Consider the following 20649-nt stretch of genomic DNA (forward strand, 5'->3'; position numbering starts at 1 on the left):
CCCGCTTGGTCTGGGACCGGCCTCGCGGATCAGGTTTGGCCCCGCACGCACTGAGTCGCCGGTCAGTCGTCGCCAAGGCGATCCGCAGAAGCAACGCCGCCGCGTGTCCTCGATCTGAAGCTTCTCGAACCGGCGCAGGCGCGGGACTAGGTCAGGCCCAATAGAACCGCAGCGCGTCGACGAGTCGTCATACACCAGTGACTTCGGCCGGGGGAGGTCGGACAACCTTGATCGTCAGGACCAGACCCAGCGCCTTATGGGCATGATTACGGTGCCAGCCCCGTCGCTGTGCACATCTGATCCTGGGATCCCGCCTTTCCGGTCTTGGAAGCACGGCGGTATCCGGAACCGGAACCTTTATGCCAAGACTCCGGTTAACTCATCGTGAGCTCCATACCAACTGCCTACTACCGCCAGCGAACCGGCCAGCCGGTGACACGCTCTACGCGTGCATCACAAGGATTCTTTGATACCACTGCACACGCTCATCTTCCATGAGTCACCGTGGGCCTTCCGCTCTTCGCCGAGAAGGAGGACACTGAAGAGGTTCCTATAGTTCGATACTTCTGTTCACTCGATACCCTTAGCCTTTGGAATGGGGGACTGGCGTGGTGACCTTCCCCGAAAATGACGTTCAGGTCTTCCGCGGTTATCCTGCCGTCAAGGTGCTTGTGAAGTCGGGAGCACGTATCAGCCAGAAACTTGCTGAAGCGACTAATCCCGATGTCTCTAAAGAGCTGGGTGTGGACAAGGCCAGACGAGTCCGTAGGGCTCGCGGGCGGCTGCGAAAATTTCTTGCGAACCCCGCCCTATCTATCGTTCAGCTCGACGAGAGCGGTGAGGAGTTGCTCTGCCCATTGGAAGGTAAAGGCGTCTATGAACTCATCGAACAACGTGACTTCGTCCTTGCACTCAAACAACTGAAGAAGTTGATTGGCACCGTCGATGAAGCAATGGACCGCGAAACGATCGACCTGGCGCTGAAGCGGGAAGCTATCGCTTTCAGCTTCGAGGGCCCCGTCGGGAACCCGCCTCCCGGCAGTGACCCCGAACTGGTGCTCAAGCACGGGGTCCTGCCTGGATACAGCGGTCCTGACCTCAGCACAAAGGAGCGGCGGCGGCTTGCGGAGTACAGCCAGCTATTAGTGGAAGGCACAGAGCGAATATTCTGGCTGAACACTCTTCGAGCCGAGTGCCATCTGGGACTCAACGACCCGGCCTCCGCACTAGAGCTCTACGAGAGCATCTTGGCAGACCGGGAAATTGACGAGGTGCGTCGAAAGTTTGTCGCCATCCGGGCAGCACATGCAAATCTCCGGCTAGGCGACCAAACCTACCGCAGCGAACGAAAGCTCGGCAGCGCAACGCGCGCCCGTGCGCGCGGCAGTTACGATGCTGCAATGGCCGTCGTCCGGGATGCCGGAGTCTCCGGTGCAAATCCCCTTGCCGCGGAAATCACCAGCCGATCGAAGCTGCAGCTAATCAAGCTCAACGCCAACCTCAATATCCTCGGTTATCGGGACTCGTTGGTGCCGGTGCAGCGCCACACTGGTTTGCAGAATCTGGCGTTGCAGGATATTGATCTGGCCAGGGGGGCAGTTGAGAAAGCCGTCACCTTCCGCTCCAGGGCAGATGATCTGGCAGTTGAGAGCGCGCGTCTTAAGGAGGAGGAGGACGCTGCGGAAAAGACTATCCAGATAGCCGTGCAACGTGAAGCCTCGGCCAGAGATCAAGTCGGCCGAGTCGATGTTGCGGCAGATATCCTTTCCCAGCAGCAGGACTTGTTCAGTACAAGTTCCACGATCAGCATGGGCGGAGCTGCGATGTCCGGTGCTATCGCTGGCGCTGCTGCGGGTCCTGTTGGTGCCGCGGTTGGCGCGGCCGTGGGTGTAGCCACAGGGGTGATCGGCAAACTTGCTCGGAGTGAGGAAATTGCCCTGCAGCAGCGAAGCGTGGCGTTGGATCGAAAGATTGCGGAGCGAGACTTGGTCATCGCCGGATTGGAGGCACAAATCGCTGCTGCCCGCTTGAACTTCATTGCTGATCGAAGGGAAGTCCTTGCAGGACAAGTGCTAAATGAAGACCTGTTCTATACCTTGGCCCGAATCTACGAGGACTTGGCTCGCAGCTATTTGGACCATGCAATACTCGTCGCGTATCTCTTCGAACGGGCGGCCGCGTACTTTCTGGGCGCCCCGGAAATGCGTATCGTCCGTTTCGACTACGAAGCCGGCCCTGGTGGCTTCATCGCTGCACCAGACGAACTTTTGCAAGACATCCAGTCCATAGTCGAGAAAGTCGCCCTTGACAGCCTAAAAACTGACCGGTTCGTCGACCAGATCTCGTTGAGGGAAGCCTTCCCCTTGGAGTTTTCCCGATTTCAGCAAACGGGCCAGCTGAACGCCGTGCTGTCCCGGTATGAACTCGACAAGCGGCGTCCTGGGTCCAGCTGGGGCCGCCTCAATGACGTGAGCGTTGAGTTGAACGGACTCGTGCCAGCAACCGGCATCACCGGTCATATCACTCACATGGGGCAATTCATGCTCCGGGACGCCACCGCGACAATGCTCCCGGAAACGGTCCGGCTGATCCCGACGGAAGCTGAGTTGGATGCGGCGCTCAGCGCCCAGGAAAGCGGTGATGCCGCTGCTGCCGCGGTGGGCGGGATTGTTGTCTGCAATTTCGATTCCAACACTAAAGAACTTGACGGCGAATTCACCTCGTCGGAGACGGGCTCGTCCATCAAACTCGGGCTCACCGAGGGTTACGGTCCCGCGGCCATGTGGCGACTCGTCCTGGAACCCGAGGTAGCCCGCAACCTCACCGATGTGGTGTTGCATTTGGATACGCAAGCATTTGCCAGCGACCCTTTCGGGCTCGGGCCTAAAGTTCAGGCACTGATCGCGTCCTACGAAGCCGAACTGGAGCCTGAATCCGGTGGTGGTCTCGACCGGTTCCTGGCCATTTCCCTACGACGGCATGTCCCGGATGTGTTCTTGGGCCTAAAGAAATCTACCGGCAGTATCCAAATCTCCGAGGCGATGGTCGGCGGCGCAACACAAAGGGTCAAAGCAGTCATAGCGCAGGCATTAGATGCCAATGGAGTTGGCGTGCCGGGAGTGGAAATCGAAATCGGATCTCCGGACCGTTCTCTGATTCAGGTACGCACCACTGGTGGAGGCGGCTTCACGGAGAACCTCGACGAGCCCATCAACATGGTGCCACAGAGCGAACGTCCGATCGCAGCAGGTGCATGGACAATACAGCTGCCGCTTCCGGCGCAGCTCGACTTGCTCGATGACCTCATGCTGCTCATCCTGCACGAAATCCGGTAGACAGACTGAGGAATAGATTCAGGAGGCAACATGAGCGACAAATCCGGAATTTCCCCGCAGGTCCTCGCGCTGCCCAGCGGCGGCGGAGCCATACAAGGCATCGGAGAGACGTTCGCACCGGACCCGTCCACCGGAACCGGCCAGCTCAGCATCCCAATCGCCATCCCCCCCGGCCGGAACGGACTACAGCCGGCATTGACGTTGGCGTATAGTTCCGGCAGCGGCAACGGTCCCTTCGGTCTAGGCTGGTCAGTCCACGTGCCAGGGATCACCCGCAAAACCTCAACCGGTGTACCTCGCTACCTTGACGACCACGAAACAACCGAACCCGATACCTTCATCCTCTCTGGCCTAGATGACTTGGTGGACATCGGGCCAGCGGCCCCCGGCATCACGTACCGTCCTCGCACCGAAGGAGCCTTCGCACGCGTACAGCGGTTGCGGGGGTCCGACTCTGACATCTGGCAAGTGCAGGGCAAAGACGGCATCACGAGCGAGTACGGGGGTAGCAACGGCGCTGAAGTCGCTACCCTAGCCGACCCGGCACATCCTAACCACGTTTTCGACTGGCGGCTGTCCGAAACACTCGACCCGTTCGGCAACCGCGTCGAATACCGGTATCTACACGACCGGAACACCATCGGCCTACGCGCCTGGGATCAGCTCTACCTGCATCAGGTCCGCTATGTCGACCTGATACGGGACGGTCAGCCCGGATTCCTCGTCAACGTCACTTTTGTCTACGCAGACCGCCCCGACCCTTTTTCCGACCACCGGGCCGGCTTCGAGGTCCGCACTCGGCTCCGCTGCCAACGCATCGAAGTCCACGTCCAGACCGACGCCGACCGTTTAGTCAGAAGCTACGAGCTCAATTACGTCGATGACCGGATTCGATTGGGCGAGCTGCCTGGCACCGCAGCGCCAGCGAACGGTCTGTCGCTGCTGAGCAGCGTCACCTCCGTGGGCCACGACGAGGACCGGACGCAGCGGCTGCCACCGCTCACCTTCGACTACACGGCGCCCCGGGGCGGAAACACCGCAGCCTTTCCCCTCCGGTCCCCCAACGGGGCACTACCCATCAGGTCCCTGGCCGACAATGAATTCGAACTCGTGAGCCTGTTCGCCAACGGCCTACCCGACGTAGTGCAGTTGGGTGCCGGATCGTCTCAATTTTGGCGAAATCGCGGCAACGGAATCCTCGACGGTCCGCACCCGCTAACTGAAATACCGGTCAACGTTTCGTTGGCCGAAGCCGGCGTCCAGCTCGCCGACCTCAACGGCGACGGGCGCGCCGACCTGCTCGTACTCGGCCGCGGCGGCTACTTCCCACAGGGCTTCGGAGGGCGGTGGGAACGCTTCGTAGAGTACCCGCAGGCCCCCTCCATCGCGTTTGACGACACAGAGTTGCGGCTGGTTGATCTTGATGGCGACGGCGTCGTTGACGCCTTGCGCACCGGGCAGGACTTCGAGCTGTTCCTCAATGACCCCCACACCGGCTGGCAGCGCCCGCAGCTCAGGAGCCGTGGCCCCGCCGAAGAGTTCCCAAATGTACGTTTCTCCGATCCCCGCGTCAAGCTTGCAGACCTCAGCGGCGACGGGCTTCAGGACATCGTCCTACTTCAGCAAGGCCGCATCGACTACTGGCCTTATCTCGGTCACGGCCGGTGGGCACCGCGGATCACCATGGAGGACCCTCCAGTTTTCCCCAGCGACGTTCCTGGAGCCGATTTTGACCCTCGGCGGGTGCTGCTCGGCGATCTCGATGGCGACGGGCTCGACGACGTTGTCTACGTCGGCCCCCGCCAAGTGACGTTTTGGATCAACCGCGGCGGCAACGGATGGGGACCGCCGACCACGATCGGGGGAATCCCGCGGCTAAAGGATCCGGACGCGGTTCGGCTGCTCGACATGCTCGGCACCGGCACCCACGGCATTTTGTGGTCCGATGATACCGGTGACGTCGACGCGGACACGAATGATGGCTACCAGTTCCTCGACGTCATCGGGCCAAAACCGTATCTGCTTGCCGGCATAGACAACCACATTGGCGCAACCACGCAGATCACCTACGCCACTTCCACCACGGCATACCAACGCGACGAGGACGACGCCAGCACCCGCTGGGACACGCCGCTGCCGTTCCCGGTGCATGTCGTAGAGACAGTCGCCGTAGCCGACCGTGTCTCGGGAGGCACACTGTCGTCCCGGTTCCGGTACTCCCAAGGCTATTGGGACGGTGCCGAGCGGGAGTTTCGCGGCTTCGGGGTAGTCGACCGACTCGACATGGAGGCCTTCGAGGATGCCACCACCGGCCCCTCGCCCGCGACACTGTTGCGGACGTGGTTCCATCTCGGCCCGGTCGGGGAGGAGTCTGAGGAGCGACGCGAGGCGGACATCCTGAGCCGGGCCTGGACTGGGGACCCACCTCTGTTCAGCCGTTCACAGCAGCTCAGCGCATTGCTGGACCGGCTGCCACCTACTGCCCGGGGCGACGCATTCCGTGCCTTGCGCGGTTCGATCCTGCGTACCGAACTGTACGCCCTGGACGGCGCCGGTCGAAGCGACCGCCCCTACACGGTCACCGAGACCTCCTACTCCGTGCGGGAGGAAAGCCACCCCCCGGACGGGACGGACCGCGTCCGGGTGTTCTTTCCGCACCCGGTAGCGCAGCGGACCACCCAATGGGAACGCGGGAACGACCCGCTGACCGTCATCACTGTTGCTGACGACTACGATCCGTTCGGCCAGGCCCGTGTGCGCACCACGGTGGCGTGCCCACAAGGCTGGCACCGATTGTCCGACCAGCCCGAGCAGGGCTACCTCGCAGCTCGGGAACGCATCGTCTTTGCCTCACCGACAGACGATGCGTTGCACCTCCGGGACCGCATCGCAACGACCACCAGCTGGGACATACGGGACTCTGGCGGGATGCAGGCACTGGATGTGGCCACTGCGCCCGATGGGGTCCTGAAACTAGAGCCAACCGGGCACACCGTGAATTTTTTCGATGGCCCCGCCTTCACCGGTCTCCCCGCAGGCCAGGTGGGGCCGTTCGGCGCGCTCACCCGACGGCAAGTCCTCGTGGCCACCGAAGAGCTCTTTCGTCTCGCCTACGCCGGTCCCGAAGGTCATGACGAGCCCGGCTTGCCACCATACCTGCAAGCCGGCCGGTCAACGCCCTGGACGCCGGAGTACCCGCCCGAATTCCGCAGTCAGATGCCTCCCCTCGCCGGCTATGTTCTTGAGGAAGGCGACCCGGCCCACCTTCCCGGGTACTACGTGAACGCCGAACGCATCCGATACGACGTGCAGGATGATTTCGGAGGCCACGACGCTCCGCGCCGGGGCCGGGGCCTGCCGATCGTCACCCGCGACCCGTTGGGCACCGCCGCCGGAAAACGGGACACCACGGTTGACTACGACGAATTCGACCTGCTCCCCGCGTCCGTACACAACCCGGTGGGGTTGGTCACCCGCGCCCAGAACGACTACCGCGTGTTCAAACCGGCCACCTTGACCGACGTCAACGGCAACCAGAGCACTGTCAGCTACTCACCCCTGGGCTTTCTTGAATGCATCGTCCAGCGAGGTGACCCGGACGCCGGCCCCGGAGACACATTGGAGGAACCCAGTGTCCGCTTCACCTACGACCTGAACGGAACCGGCTCAACCCTTGGGGATTCACCGCACCCGATCTCCGTGCGCACCGAGCGGCGGCTGCACCACGCCGAATCGCTTGACGTCCCAGATGCCGATCGCAACCGGATGGTGACGTCGGTGACCTACTCCGATGGATTCGGGCGGATCGTGCAGACCCGGGCCTCTGCCGAATCCGTCGTCTTCGGTGACCCTGTCCTCGGCGGCGGCCTGCTCCCCGTGCAAGGAGACCCCGACCCCGGTCGCGCAGTTACCGGTCAGCTGACCAACGAAGGCACACCACGCGTCGTGGTCAGCGGTGCTCGAACCTACGACGCCAAGGGCCGAGTGGTCGAGGTCTTCGAGCCCTGCTTCGACACCGGATGGGAGTACGTACCCAGGGCCGGGCAACCGCCCGGGCACACGACCAAAACACAGTACGACCCCCTTGGGCGGGTCATCCGCACAATCCTCCCGGACGGCTCTGAGAACCGGCTGGTCCCTGGCGTCCCGGTCCAACTCAATAATCCCGTTGCTTTCCTCCCGACACCGTGGGAGGCATCGTTCTACGACAGCAATGACAACGCCGGGCGCACACACCCAGAGCAGGCCCGCGGATGGTCCCACGTCTGGAATACGCCGACCAGCACCGTGGTCGATGCCCTGGGCCGGGAGGTGACCCGCGTCCAGCGGCACCGTGCACCCGCCCGTTCGAACGGAGGGACCGACGCCGTGGCGCCCCCGCGCGACGTGACTACCGGTTTCGCGTACGACGTTGCCGGCAACCTGCTCTCAGTGACCGACGCCTTGGGGCGCCAAGCCTACCGCTACGTCTATGACCTCACCGGACACCCGCTCCGCAGCGACAGCCTCGACGCCGGCGTCCACCGATCGGTCCCTGACGCCCTAGGCAACGAGGTGGAGCACAGAGATAGCCGTGGTGCCCTTGCCCTAACTGCCCAGGACGTGATCGGTCGGCCGGCCCGCCGATGGGCTAGGGACACTCGAGAGGAGACCGTGACGCTGCGTGAGCGGCTCGAGTACGGCGACGGCGGGACACCTGCGCAACCATCCGAACAGCGTGCGGCGAGCAAGGCTGCCAACCGACTCCTGGCCTTGTACCAGCACCACGATGAGGCCGGGCTTCGCAGGTGTCTGGCTTACGATTTCCAAGGCAACGTGCTCGAGGAGGAGCGCCAGGTTTTCAACCAAGGCGTCCTCCTCGCCGGGTTCGACCGACCCGTCGGCGCCGATGATTCCACCCGCCCCGCCGCACTCCGCGTCGATTGGGAGCCGCCCGCCAACACGTCCCTCGATGAGCACGCCGGTGCTCTGCTAGATCCTTCTGCCTACTTGCTGTCTTGGATGTACGACGCGCTCGACCAACCGCGGTCCCTCAAGTGTCCGGGCCGAGCCGGGATGAGCCGCCGCGAACTGCAACTAAGCTATGACAACGCCGGCGCCCTCCGGCAGGTCCGCGTCGACGGGACGCCCGTGGTTGAGGACATCGCCTACGATGCCTCCGGGCGACACACAATGACAGTGTTCGGCAACGGGGTCCTGACCCGGTACTGCTACGACACCACGAACGGGCGCCCGCTGCGGTTGCGCAGCGAACCGTACACAACACCCCCGCCTTCCGGGCCAGGTGCCCCTACCTACAAAGTCAACGGAGCCCCACTGCAGGACCTGCAGTACAGCTACGACCTGCTCGGCAACATGCTCGAGATCACCGAACGTACCCCCGGCTGCGGGATCCGCGGCGCCCCGGGCGCGGGCCGGATCGCTGACCCCCAACTCCGGGCCTTGGCCGTCGCCGGCGACGCTCTGGTCCGCCGGTACAGCTACGACTCGTTAGACCGGCTCGTGCTCGCCGAGGGCCGTGAATGCGCCCAGTCCGCTTCCGCCGAGCCTTGGGCGGATGTGCGTCGCTGTGGCGCCGGAGCTCCGGCCATCCCTGGTGCAGACGGCAGCAGTCTCACCGCGGCCTACACGGAGAGCTACACCTACGACGACGTCGGCGCCCTGCAACAACTGCGCCACGCAGGCGGTAGAACGGTGTTCAAGCGCAAATTCAATATAGTCCCGGAGACGAACCGTCTCGCCGTGCTGGACGTGGGCAGCGCCACCTTGTCGTACCAATATGACGAGAGCGGCAACCTCGTGGCCGAGACGACATCACGGCACTTCAGCTGGGACCACGCAAACCGACTAATCGCATTCGCTGAGGGCTCCGGAACAGCCGGGCCCTCGGTGCAGACCCAGTACCGGTATGACGGAGCCGGCCAGCGGGTCACCAAAATCGTCCGTACCCAGGACGGTGCGGTCGAAATCACAACCTACATTGGAGGTGTCTTCGAGCATCATCGCTGGCAGCATGGCCCATTGACTGGCGAGAATGATCTCCTGCACGTCTCCGATGGCGTCCGCCGCGTGGCCAGCCTGCGCAGCGGTTCGGCACACCCGGAGGACCCGGGCCCGCCGGTCAGATACGACCTCGCCGACCACCTCGCCAGCGTTTCCGTCACTGTGGACGGGACCGGGGCCTTCCTTAATCGTGAAGAATATACTCCCTATGGCGAAACGAGCTTTGGGGGATATGCGCGCAAACGCTACCGCTTCTGCGGCCAAGAACGCGATGAACACACAGGCCTGTACCACATGGGAGCCCGGTACTATGCCCCAGGCCTCGCACAATGGACCTCCGCCGACCCTTCCGGACTGTCAGGAGGCGTAAACGCCTATGCCTACTGCGGCGGCAACCCAGTCAGCGCCATCGACCCGACAGGCCTCGCACCGCAGGACGCCACGGGACAGATCGTGATGGATGCGGAGGGAAACCCCTGGGCCCAAGTCGCCAGCACCGGCTTCGAACGCGTTGACCATGCCGCGGTGTTGGTTGGAACGGAGTCTGCATGGACGGCAGGCACCATCGACGAACAGATCCTCCTCCAAGGCAGCGGCGAGATAATACACGTCCAGGGCCGACCGGTCGAAGAGATCAACGGGAACATCTTCTCAGCGCTCGACAACGAGTACTGGATGCTCCTCGCCCACGAGACTTCCCCACGTCAGGTCTCTAAATCGGCCTTCGACAACGCACGATTCTGGAGCACTGAGATTGCAGGCATGAGCGACGAGCAACTGGGCCAAGCCTTCGGTGCCACCGAGGCTCTCGAACGTGGGATGGAGGTCGCCACACTCATCGGACTGCATCTCACGCCCATCGGGCGCGGTACCTTGTTCGTGATGGACGCTATTGACACACAGATTGCCGTCTCCCGCGCGAAGTCCCTTCCGGAGGCGATGGCGGCCATGGCCAACATGATTGACCCAGGACTGCTCGGGCCCGGACGTCTCAGGCAGGGCAGGGCAGCACGGCAAACAGTCGATACCCGTACTGGCCACGAGGTCGGTCGCTTTATCGTCGACCCGCATGGCAACACGCTGATCGAGCCCAAGGGTGGGTCGACGCCGCCGCTCAAAGGTCCTGACACTCACACGTTGTATCCAAACGGCTCCAACTACCATCGTCACAACCCCGCTGGCCACGGCAAGGGATCAGTCGGACATGCGCACGGGCATCTTGAGGGAACCGGACCAAATACGAAAGGCCAAGGTCAGTCCCTGAGCCCATCGCCCACTCCCACGGTTGTACCTAGGAACAGCCGCGACGCGCACTGGCCAATCAAATGAAGCCCCCTGCTTAGGGCTTGACTAGGTCGTACCGGGGATACCGCGAAGATCTACGGCTTTTCATATCGGGGAAGCCACTGCGAAGTTCCTGTTGCCTGTTGGGCAACGACGCCGATGACGGCTCCGAGTCTCTCCTGGTGCTCTTATGCTGACAGGAACTGCTCCTCGGAAATGGAGAATGAAGGAGCATGTTTCACCCTTGAATTGCCCAGCGTGGCCTTTGAGCCCTTGCCGGTCAGCGCATCGAGTAGCCGGGCAGCAGATCATGCAACGCGGTACGTTTTATGGCATGACTTCCAATACCGGTTGACGCATGCCTTGCCGCCTTATAGAGATCCACTCAAGGTGCCCCAACGTCGCACGAAGGGTCGTGCTCTGCAGGTGGTTCAAATAACCAGTAGGGGTGGGTCTCTTCGGGAAGAAGAATTCTTCCTGGCGACTGTCTGTTCTCCAGCCATGCAAGCCAGATCCTCCGCTGCAAAGAGAACAGGCCCTTCTGGCGCATAACAATTTCGATGACGCCTAAGAGTTCTGCACATATTTTTAGGTTCCCCGCTCCCAGAACCCATACGTTCGCGGTCTAGAGATCCAACACAGCGACGGCGAAATCGCTGCGAACGTCTGCGTATTTTCCACCGATTTTAGCATCCGTCGAAAGTTTGCGTAGTCCGATAGTGCGATAGTCCGAGCAGTGTGCCAATGCGCTGCGGCCCGAATCCGTAACAGCGTCAGTCATGTCGCCCCACCCCGCCGTCTCAATGAAGTCGTGAACCCAAACCCCTCACACCCATCGAAGACAACAAATGGAGCGCCCAATGTTGATGGCAGCTGTAGACCCGGGAATCACCCCCAACGCCAGCTTTCCCTTTCTTGAGTCGCTGAAGCAGATCGGCGGCGGCATCTTGGTTGGCGCGTTCATCGTGATCGCGATCGTTGCCATCGTCGCTGCTGCCATGCTCTTGGCGGGAAAGCTGAGTCAATCGTCGCGGCTGGCGTCCGGCGGCGGCATGATCCTGCTCTGGACTGGCCCCGTGGCCGCGATCCTGGGTGGCATCAACGGCTACATTCTCTGGTCCCAGACGGCGTTCAACCTCGGATTTTAGGCCCGGCTTGTCATGCCGGTTCAGTGTGATCTGAATGGATGGTGGCCGCCCGGGTGCGGTCTCGTGTCCCAGGCCAACGATGGTGTTCAAAGTTCCATCACGTCGTTCTTCGCGAACATTCTGCAGAACGTCGCCGCCTGGATCTGGTCATTCATCACGGGCGCTTTCAGCGTCTCCAACGTGGATGATTCGCAGTGGACCGCCATCGAAGGGCTGACGAATTGGTGGGTCGTCGTCATGCTCACGCCGCTCGTCGTCGTGATGATCCTCCAACTGCTCTCCGCTCTCATCAGCCAGCAGCCCCGCCGTCTGGTGCGGGCGTTCGCGGGCGGCGCCGCCGCTATCCCCATGGTCGCCGGGGCCGTCTACCTGGTCCGCCAGCTCGCCAAGGTCAGCGATGAGGCGTCGACGGCGCTGCTCGGCTCCCTGGGTACGGACCCCTACGTGCTGTTCATGCGGCTCTTCGGCTTCGAGAAAGCTCCCGCCGGCTCCGGCCGGGAGTGGAACGTCGTGGCACTGGCGCCCGGATCCACTGGCGGCGCGGCTGGGGCTGTCGTCGTCACTGCCTTGGCCGTCATCGTGGTCTGGGCCCTGGCCTTCATTCTGATGTGCTCGATGCCGGTGGTCCGAGGTCGTGGTCGCACTGCTCTTGGCCAAGCCTCGAGCCCGCATGGCCGCGGTCGCCCCAGTCCGCAACTGATCCCAAAGCCGTTCCTGTAGCGGCGCCGCCAGTGCGGCCGCTGAAGCCGCGGCAACCAATCGTCCAGCCACCCAAGGATGGTGATTCCCGTGTCTGAGAACTCCCGGGCTCTCGAGGCCGTCAAATTTCCTAGGTATGAGCGCCGCGGCCTGTTTATGGGTCTGAAGTGGTACCAATTGCTCTTCCTCGCTGGCGGTGTCCTGGTGGCCAGCACGGCATCGACGGTCAGCGGGCCTGCCGGCCTTTTCGCCTCGGGACCGATGTGGTTGGCGCTGATACTCCTCGGCTTGCTGCAGTACTCACGGATTCCCTACCCGGTGTGGGCCAGCCACGCTGCGCTGTTCGTCGTCAGGATGGCCACGAAACAGACCCGCTTTCTGGTGAGGCCTGAACGGGCTGCCTTGGCCGGGCGGCTGGCGCTGCCGGGAGGATTGGGGAACCTGGAGGTGCGCCGGACGTCCCGCGGCGAGTCGTTCATGGTGGACGCCCGCGGCAGGGAAGCCATCGCCGTGTTGCGGTGCAGCACCAGATCATTCGCTCTGTTGGACGCTGACGACAAGGCCTGGGCTGTGCAGTCATGGTCCCGGGTGCAGGCAGGATTGGCCCAGCGCAGCAGCGTTGCCAGAATCGCCGTGCAGGACCACACGGTGCCCTATCCTTCCTCCGCGCTGCGCGACTTCTATGACCGGATCGTCCCGAACGCGGACCGAGATGGGGAACTCACCTGGGGACAGCGAGCCTACGAGGACCTGATCTCCGCCGCTGGCTCGGCGATGAGCCATGATCTCTTGCTTACCCTTGTTGTGGACACCGCCAAAGCTCGACGCCGGATCCGGGAGAGCGGCGGGGGACTGGTCGGCGTCGAACGTGTCCTGCGGCTGGAAGTCGAGGCCATGACTACGGCGCTGGGCACTCACTATGTCAGGGTGGAGGAGTGGCTGCCCGAGGCGGGCATCCTCGACGTCGTCCGTGGTGTCTTCGATCCGGGGGCCTTGGCATCGCCCCAACAGAACGACGGCGACTCCAAGGTTCAGAGCCTCCCGGCGGGTCCAATGGCTGTCGTGGAGCACTGGAGCTATCTGCGCACGGACACGGGCTTTCATCAAACCTTCTGGATCGCCGAGTGGCCCAGGCAGAAAGTCTTCCCTGGCTTCTTACATCCGCTGATATATGTCGGCGATTTTCGCCATACGGTGACCGAGGTGATCCGGGCGGTACCCACAACTGAGGCATTGCGGGACATCCGCTCCGCCCAGGAAGCCCACGAAACCAGGCGACGGATCAACACGCGTTTCGATAGGCCACTCACTCGTGAGCAACGGGCCGAGGAGGAAGAAGTTGCCCAGCGGGAGGAAGAGATCGTTGCAGGCCACGGGGACGTCCGTCCGGCTGCCTATGTGACCATCACTGCGCCCACGCTCGAAGACTTGGCCCGGCACAGGCAGGAACTGGAGTCGGCTGCGGCAGGCGCGTTCGTCGAACTGCGGCTGTTAGCCGGGCAGCAGTGGGCCGCGTTCGTCGCTGGTGGGCTGCCCGTCGGGAGGGGGCTGCGATGACACGGGCAACCGAATCGGTTCAGTTCGTGCCGGCTGGCGGGAGCCGTCAGGAGCGGAAGGAACGACGCCGGCGCTCGGCCGCCGGAGCCAGCCAACCATGGGAGGGCGCGCTCCACGCCTTGGGAGAGAGGGCAGCTTCTGCGTTTGACCGGAACGAACTCGGCGACTGGGGGAGCCGAGAACCCAACTCCCTGCGCGGGCCGCACCGACTGCGTCCGGCACCGCACCGGGCGTCCACCATGACCTTTGCCGCTGCATACCCGTTTATAACCGAATCAGGCTTGGGCCACGAAGGAACCTACATTGGCACCGACGTGTTCGGAGCCGGGGCCTTTGCCTATGATCCGTGGATTCTCTACGACAAGGGCATCATCAGCGGTCCATCAATCGTCGTCATCGGCACGGTCGGGACCGGCAAGTCTATGTGCGGAAAATCCCTGGTGGCTAGGTCGATCACGCTGGGCCGAAAGGCTGCCGTCGCGTCTGACCCCAAGGGCGAGTGGGTCGCCGTCGCCAACGCTGTGGGCGGCAAGGTCATTTCCGTTGGCCCGGGCCGGTCCGCACGTGTAAACCCACTCGATGCGGGACCGCGCTCCAGCGCATTGAGCGAGGCACAATGGCAGGCGGTGGTCCGGCAACGCCGCCGCTACCTGCTGGTGGCACTGGTCTCCCTCATGCGGCAAGGAATGCCGCTGTCTCCGGTGGAGCACACGGCACTGGATATGGCTCTAATGGAGACCGTTGCCGAGAATTCGAATCCCACGCTGCCTATGGTGCTGGACCACCTGCTGAACCCGTCCAGGGAAACGGTCGGGCTGGTCGGCAAGGACGGGGGACAGGCGGTCAGCCACTCGCTGCGGCGGACAGTTTCCGGAGACTTGGAAGGGATGTTTGACGCTCCGTCAACCGTTTCGTTCGATGCCGAAGCGCCGATGATGGTGATGGACACCTCCGCGTTGATCGGCGCCTCTGAGCAGGCGCTATCGCTGGCGGCGGCGTGCGGTGCCACGTGGCTGGAAGCAGCCGTCACCAATCCCGACGGCGGCAAACGGCTAGTGGTCTACGACGAAGGCTGGCGAATGCTGGCCGACCCCTACATGCTCGCCAAAATGAGCGAGCAATGGCGCCTGGCCCGTACCTACGGCATCGCCAACCTGCTGATAATGCACAAAGTCGCCGACCTCAACGAAATCGGCGACAGCACCAGCGGCCACCGGCAGAAAGCCCTCGGTCTGCTCACCGAAGCAGACACCAGAATCATCTACCGGCAAAAGCACGACGCCATGCGCCTGACCAAAGAGGCCCTTGGACTGACTGAGGCTGAGTGCGAGCACGTCGAGAACCTTCCCAAAGGCGTCGGACTATGGAAGGTCGGAAACCGCTCTTTCATCGTGGCCAACAGAGTCACCACCGATGAACTGGCAGTCTTCGGCACCGACGACCGGATGATCTGAGGCCGGGCATGAACCGGCGCAACACTGACAACCCTTTGGTTACGGTCGGGCTGATGGCCGCGGCCGGCTATGTCTGTCTTTGCGTCTTGGTCCAAGCAGTCGCCCAAACCCTGACGCTCTGGCGCTGCGGTGCCATGTCGCTGTCGCCCTTCAGCCCGGGCGCCGCCGTCGGACTCATTGCAGGCCGAATCGAGTGGATCGTCCGTCAGCCGCAAGGATGCGACGTCGGGACGGGCAGCGTCTGGTGGGTGGTTGGTCCGGTGCTGCTTCTGGTGGCGGCGCTCGCCGTCGGCTGTTACCTGCTTTGGAAGCGGTGGAAGCAATCAGGAGCGTGGCTGCGCCAGGACATCCTGAAACGCGAGGGGATCGCCCAGCGCGCCGAAATTCTCCAGGATTTCGGAGCCCGAGCCGTCCGGAAACGCGGCAAATTCACCCGGCCAGGCTTGGCGAAACCCCGGATCCAGGACGTGGCGTGGACCCTGGGCCGTTCGCGCGGAGTGACGATCCACGTCTCCACGGAGGAATCGATGGTCATTCAAGGCGCCCCGCGCTCGGGTAAGGGCCTCTACGTAGTCATCAATGCCATCCTCGATGCGCCCGGGGCAGTAGTCACTACCTCCACCCGAGCCGACAACCTTGTAGTCACCATGACGGCACGAGCCAGTGGCGATAGACCCGTCACCGTATTCGACCCGCAGGGCATGTCCGGCCTCCCGTCAACGCTTCGTTGGTCTCCGGTACGGGGCTGCCAGGACCCTGACATCGCCACCCGCCGGGCCCTCGTCATCACCGCGGACACGGAGATGAAGGGCGAGAATGCCGCCTGGCAAAAGCGCTCGCTGATCATCCTGCAATGCCTTCTTCATGCTGCAGCATTGTCGGGGGAGGGCGTCCGCGCGTTTCGCCGCTGGTCCTCCAGCCCCGTCTTGGCGCGGGAGGCGCTGGAAGTGCTTAGCCGGCCCGGGGCTGCGCTGGGTTGGCAGGCCGATCTGATGGGCATCTTGGAGGATGACCCCAGGAACACGTCTAACTCGTGGATTGGGGTCTCGGCCGCTGTCGCGCCGCTGTCGTCCCCGAGGGTGCTTGCCGCGCTGAACCCCGAGGATGAGTCGGTGGAGTTCGACCCAAAAGCATTCATCCGCGACCGCGGCACGCTGTATCTGATCGGCACCCGCGCCGGAGCAGCCGCAGCCGGGCCCTATCTCTCGGCGTTAATCGACGACATCGACAATGCTGCTCGTGAGATGGCCTTCATCGCTCCCGGAGGGCGGCTGGATCCACCGTTGTCCCTGATCCTGGACGAGATTGCCAACCTGGCCCCGTGGCCAGGCCTGCCCATCGCCCTTTCTGACGGTGGTGGCATCGGTATTTCGACCCTTGTGGTCCTTCAGTCCTTGGCGCAGGCCCGGACGGGTTGGTCCATCGATGAGGCTGCAACCATCTGGGATTCGGCCATCATCAAGGTGATCTTCGGCGGCGGCTCGCACGAGCGCGATCTACGTTCCCTCGCCGGACTGCTGGGGGAGCGGAGCCTGACCCTGAACACCCGTTCCTGGTCCGCGCAAGGCCGCCAGGACGGCGAGCAGATCAGGGAGAGCCCAGTCCTGCCGCTGCATGAAATCAGGCGCCTACCGGTCGGCACAGCCCTCATGCTCGGGCGGCGAACCCGCCCCATCCTCCTGGATCTGCGCGAATGGCACAAGCGAAAAGATGCGGCTGAACTCGGACGCTCAAAGCTCGAGCTCGAACGAACCCTGGCCGATGGCCACCGTTCGCGGCAGCAAGCAACGGAAGAGGTGAGCGATGGACAGCCGTGACGACGTCGAACGTTTTGAAATCCCGTCGACCGGAGCGGACGACGACGATCTGACCGCTGAACTATTCCGCACCGCTTTCCGGCCACCGGCCCGGGTAACTGGAGTGACACATCGCTGGCGGGAAATGACGGACGCCCACGCCGGGAGTGTTTGGATCGCCCTGGCTACCTGGGTCCGATGGCTCGTTGCCACGTACCAACTGACGACGTCGGTGGTCCCGGATTGCTGGTGGCGGCACTCCGAGATCGTGGCTGAGCTCTATGCCCTGCAGCGGGCGGAACTGGCTTCCTACGCCAGCGACGATCCGGGATTCGGGCCGCTCGCCTTTCACGAAAGACTGCCACACGCCGTCGAGCGTCTGCGGATGCATACTAGGACTGCCGGCTGCGTCGGCCTGCAAGTGCACAAGGAACCGGTGGTGAGAATCCTGCGGCTCGATGACGCGGACTTCGTTGAGTGGCAGGCCGCTTCGCACCAGTTGGTGACGAATTCTGAAATTGGTGAGCGATGAATTGTGGGCCCCGACGGCCGTAGATCGAAGCTTGACCGCGACTTTCCTGCAGGACCGACCGGCCGTCCGTTGTGTTGGGTCAGAGACGGGATCGCCGTATCAGTGGGCACGGATCCATTGGTCTCCCTACCGCACGTACTCGCTTCGCACACCTGCAAGTTCAGGCCGATATCGGCCAAGGTCGCGTCCAGCATTCGACACAGGTTCCTAGCAACGGGTTCATTCCAGATTCGGCCTATTAGAATTCGAAGTATGGCAGCAGCACGCTTCAAACTAGCCCTTGAACAAATTGAATCAAGCGATTGGCGTCTTTTCGAAACCCTCGCAGCAGAATTTCTAGTTTCGGACTATCCGATGCTGCGGACAACTGCCTCCCCCTCCGGGGACGGGGGCCGCGATGGGGAATTATTCTCTGTTGACGGTTTTCCTGACGTAGGATTTCAATATTCGGTAGTGGCCGACTGGTCGGCCAAGATCAAGAAGACTCAGAAGCGCCTGAAGGATACGTTTCCTCTAATTAAGCGAATCATCTTTGTATCGCCGCGGGTAATTGGTGCGTCCGGAGACTCCCTGAAAACGGAGCTCTGGGACGACCACCAGGTGTTACTAGATATTTTGGACCAGTCGTATTTTCTGGAGCGGGAGCTCACGAATACACAGAGGGCGGCTGCGGCCGAGGAGCTTGCCACTCGTCTGGTAGATCCATTACTGCGCGCTCGCGGGGTCGTGAGCAGTGTGGCTCAACCCCTGACCGGGGAGGAGGGCCGCATGGCACTCCTCCATTTGACGTTGGACACGAGGGATGGTGCTAACGACCGCAGCCTGACCAAAAGTTGCTTCGAGTCGCTCGTTTTGTCGATACTGCATGATTCCGACGCGGAGAATGTCCGTTCTACGGATACTATTCACGCCGAAATGGGCAAACTCGTTCCGCATGGGGCTCCTCGGCAAGTCAAGGATCTGACCGAAAGCGCCTTGAGACGTCTTTCCGTCAAGGGGGGACCGGTCAAGTTCAATCGGAAGGAAGATGCTTACAGTCTTGCCTTTTCCGAGGCAACCCGTATTCGAGAGCAGACCGCCGACTACCTTCTGGGTGAAAGTTCCCTGTTGAAAGACCTGGCTGCAGGCATATTCGGCCTGAAGGCGGCACTCGATCAGTCGACGGAAAGGACTGCAGCTGAGGCCGGGAAGCTCAAAGACGGGCTCGAACTCGTACTCATGAAGCGGGGGGAGGCTTTCGCCGCTGCTGTGAACGAGGGCGAGTCTTTCCAATTGGATAACTCACAAGTGAGCGCCGATCTGACAGAGCACGGTTACGAAGGGGTCCTGCACCCTAACGAAGCTGCTACCGCCATACTCCGGGTTTTGGATGGACCAAGCGAAGAGTCGCGGACGCACCTTCGAAGGATGATTGACGCGTACACCCTCTTCGCGTTCCTGAAGCTTACGCCTGATGTCCAGAAGACAATGTTTAAGGTCTTTGCCGACGGGGACATCTGGCTTGACACCACTGCAATTCTCCCCTTATTGGGCGAGCTATTGGTCACCGATCCGACGGAACGCCACTACACGAACCTCTTTGCGGCGGCAAAGGCCGCTGGGCTGAACCTCTATGTAACAGATGGCGTAGTCGAGGAGATCAACAGTCATCTCCATAAGTGCGCGGGATTCGCTTCGCGGCGGTCCAGCGAGACAAACGGAGCACTTCCCTTCGTCTTCGCCACCTTCGTCCTGTCCGGAAAGGATCCTGCACTTTTTAACTCTTGGCTGGAGGAGATTCGAGGCGATTCCCGCCCGGAAGACGACGTCCGCGCGTTTTTGAAGTACCACTTTGGGATCGAGCGACGAAGCCTCAAGGAGCTCGCCGACAATGCTGATACCACTTTGAGGGGCGCCGTTCAGGAATTGTGGAACGAAGCCCATGACCGGCGGCGGGCAGATGGTTCCATCGACCCTGGGACTGTCAGCCGACTGGTGGCACACGACGTCGAGAACACCGTGGGAGTCATTGAAGTTCGGAAACAGAGTTCTGATTCTCCTATGGGCTACCGTGCGTGGTGGCTGACATTGGACAAGACGGCGATGAGGCTGAAACAGCACTTAAGGGAGCACTTGGGGGATGATGCCCCCGCTTCGCCAATCCTTAGCCCCGATTTCTTGTCACAGATCCTTCGGCTTGGACCGTTGAGAACTGAAGTGGAGACAACCACGCTGCCCTTGGCGACACAGATCGCCCGGTTCGAAGGCGTTCCCAAGGAACTGCTGAGGTTGGCGGAAGAAATTCGTGCAAAGTACGCGGGCATGTCAGAGTTCCGCATCCAGAGGGAGGTTCGCGACGCTTTGGACTCAGTCCGAAGTCATCAGGGCCCAGAAGCTCAAGGCGGATCAAAGCTTATGGAGCAGCGCATACATCAGCAGCTGACATTGCAGTGAGCAGATACTTTCGACAAAGCCCGATCAACGCCGGTGAACTTGGACGGTGACCGACGTGGCTTGCAGTGCCAAAAGTCCCTTGCAGTGCCAGGATGGTTCTTGGGGCCCCGCCTGCCTTCGGACACGACAGAGAACTGATGACGCCGAAGCGAAGACGGGTCCGTGGTGATTCCGCTTGGGCGGCGGCGCAGACGATAGCTTAGGCCTCCATGACGGCCGCCTAGACCGGGTCGAGGTTCAGGAGTGCTTCTTCCGGCGTCCCGGGGGATGCCGGGGCTCCGGCCCTGGGCAGCCCGATAAGATGACGTCTCCAGAGAGCTGAGCGGGTCTAGGTGCTTCCTAGCGTCGAACTCAGGCGGGGTGTGCATCGATTAATTCAGTGGAGATATCTGGTTCCGCCTCGTGTCA

At 62.3% G+C, this 20649-nt stretch carries 9 protein-coding genes; all 9 read left to right on the forward strand.

Annotated elements, in window-relative coordinates; genetic code table 11:
* Positions 1-608: 608 nt before the first annotated feature.
* On the forward strand, positions 609-3335 hold the full coding sequence (locus IAQ70_RS23195) for a Tc toxin subunit A-related protein (protein ID WP_190989256.1): 2727 nt from the start codon (positions 609-611) through the stop codon (positions 3333-3335).
* A gap of 30 nt (positions 3336-3365) precedes the next feature.
* Positions 3366-10667: a SpvB/TcaC N-terminal domain-containing protein gene (locus tag IAQ70_RS10440; protein WP_190989257.1), complete on the forward strand. Its 7302-nt coding sequence runs from the start codon at positions 3366-3368 to the stop codon at positions 10665-10667.
* An 815-nt stretch (positions 10668-11482) separates the two neighbouring features.
* The gene (locus tag IAQ70_RS10445) at positions 11483-11770 is read left to right on the forward strand and encodes a hypothetical protein (protein WP_190989258.1); all 288 of its coding nucleotides are present in this window, start codon (positions 11483-11485) and stop codon (positions 11768-11770) included.
* Positions 11771-11833: 63 nt separating this feature from the next.
* Entirely contained in the window at positions 11834-12490 is a 657-nt protein-coding gene (locus tag IAQ70_RS10450; protein WP_190989259.1) for a hypothetical protein, read from the forward strand.
* Positions 12491-12559: 69 nt separating this feature from the next.
* Positions 12560-14026, forward strand: coding sequence for an SCO6880 family protein (locus IAQ70_RS10455; protein WP_190989260.1), 1467 nt, complete (start codon positions 12560-12562; stop codon positions 14024-14026).
* Positions 14023-15480: an ATP-binding protein gene (locus tag IAQ70_RS10460; RefSeq protein ID WP_190989261.1), complete on the forward strand. Its 1458-nt coding sequence runs from the start codon at positions 14023-14025 to the stop codon at positions 15478-15480. Before IAQ70_RS10455 ends, IAQ70_RS10460 begins: the two co-directional genes overlap by 4 nt.
* A gap of 8 nt (positions 15481-15488) precedes the next feature.
* The gene (locus IAQ70_RS10465; RefSeq protein ID WP_190989262.1) at positions 15489-17297 is read left to right on the forward strand and encodes a type IV secretory system conjugative DNA transfer family protein; all 1809 of its coding nucleotides are present in this window, start codon (positions 15489-15491) and stop codon (positions 17295-17297) included.
* Positions 17284-17808 carry a hypothetical protein gene (locus IAQ70_RS10470; protein WP_190989263.1) on the forward strand — a complete coding sequence of 175 codons (525 nt, stop codon included), beginning with the start codon at positions 17284-17286 and terminating at the stop codon, positions 17806-17808. Before IAQ70_RS10465 ends, IAQ70_RS10470 begins: the two co-directional genes overlap by 14 nt.
* Before the next feature lie 252 nt (positions 17809-18060).
* Positions 18061-20241 (forward strand): hypothetical protein, encoded by a 2181-nt coding sequence (locus IAQ70_RS10475; RefSeq protein WP_190989264.1) that lies wholly within the window; start codon positions 18061-18063, stop codon positions 20239-20241.
* Positions 20242-20649: the final 408 nt, after the last annotated feature.

The organism is Pseudarthrobacter sulfonivorans (assembly GCF_014712225.1).
Lineage (GTDB): Bacteria > Actinomycetota > Actinomycetes > Actinomycetales > Micrococcaceae > Arthrobacter > Arthrobacter sulfonivorans.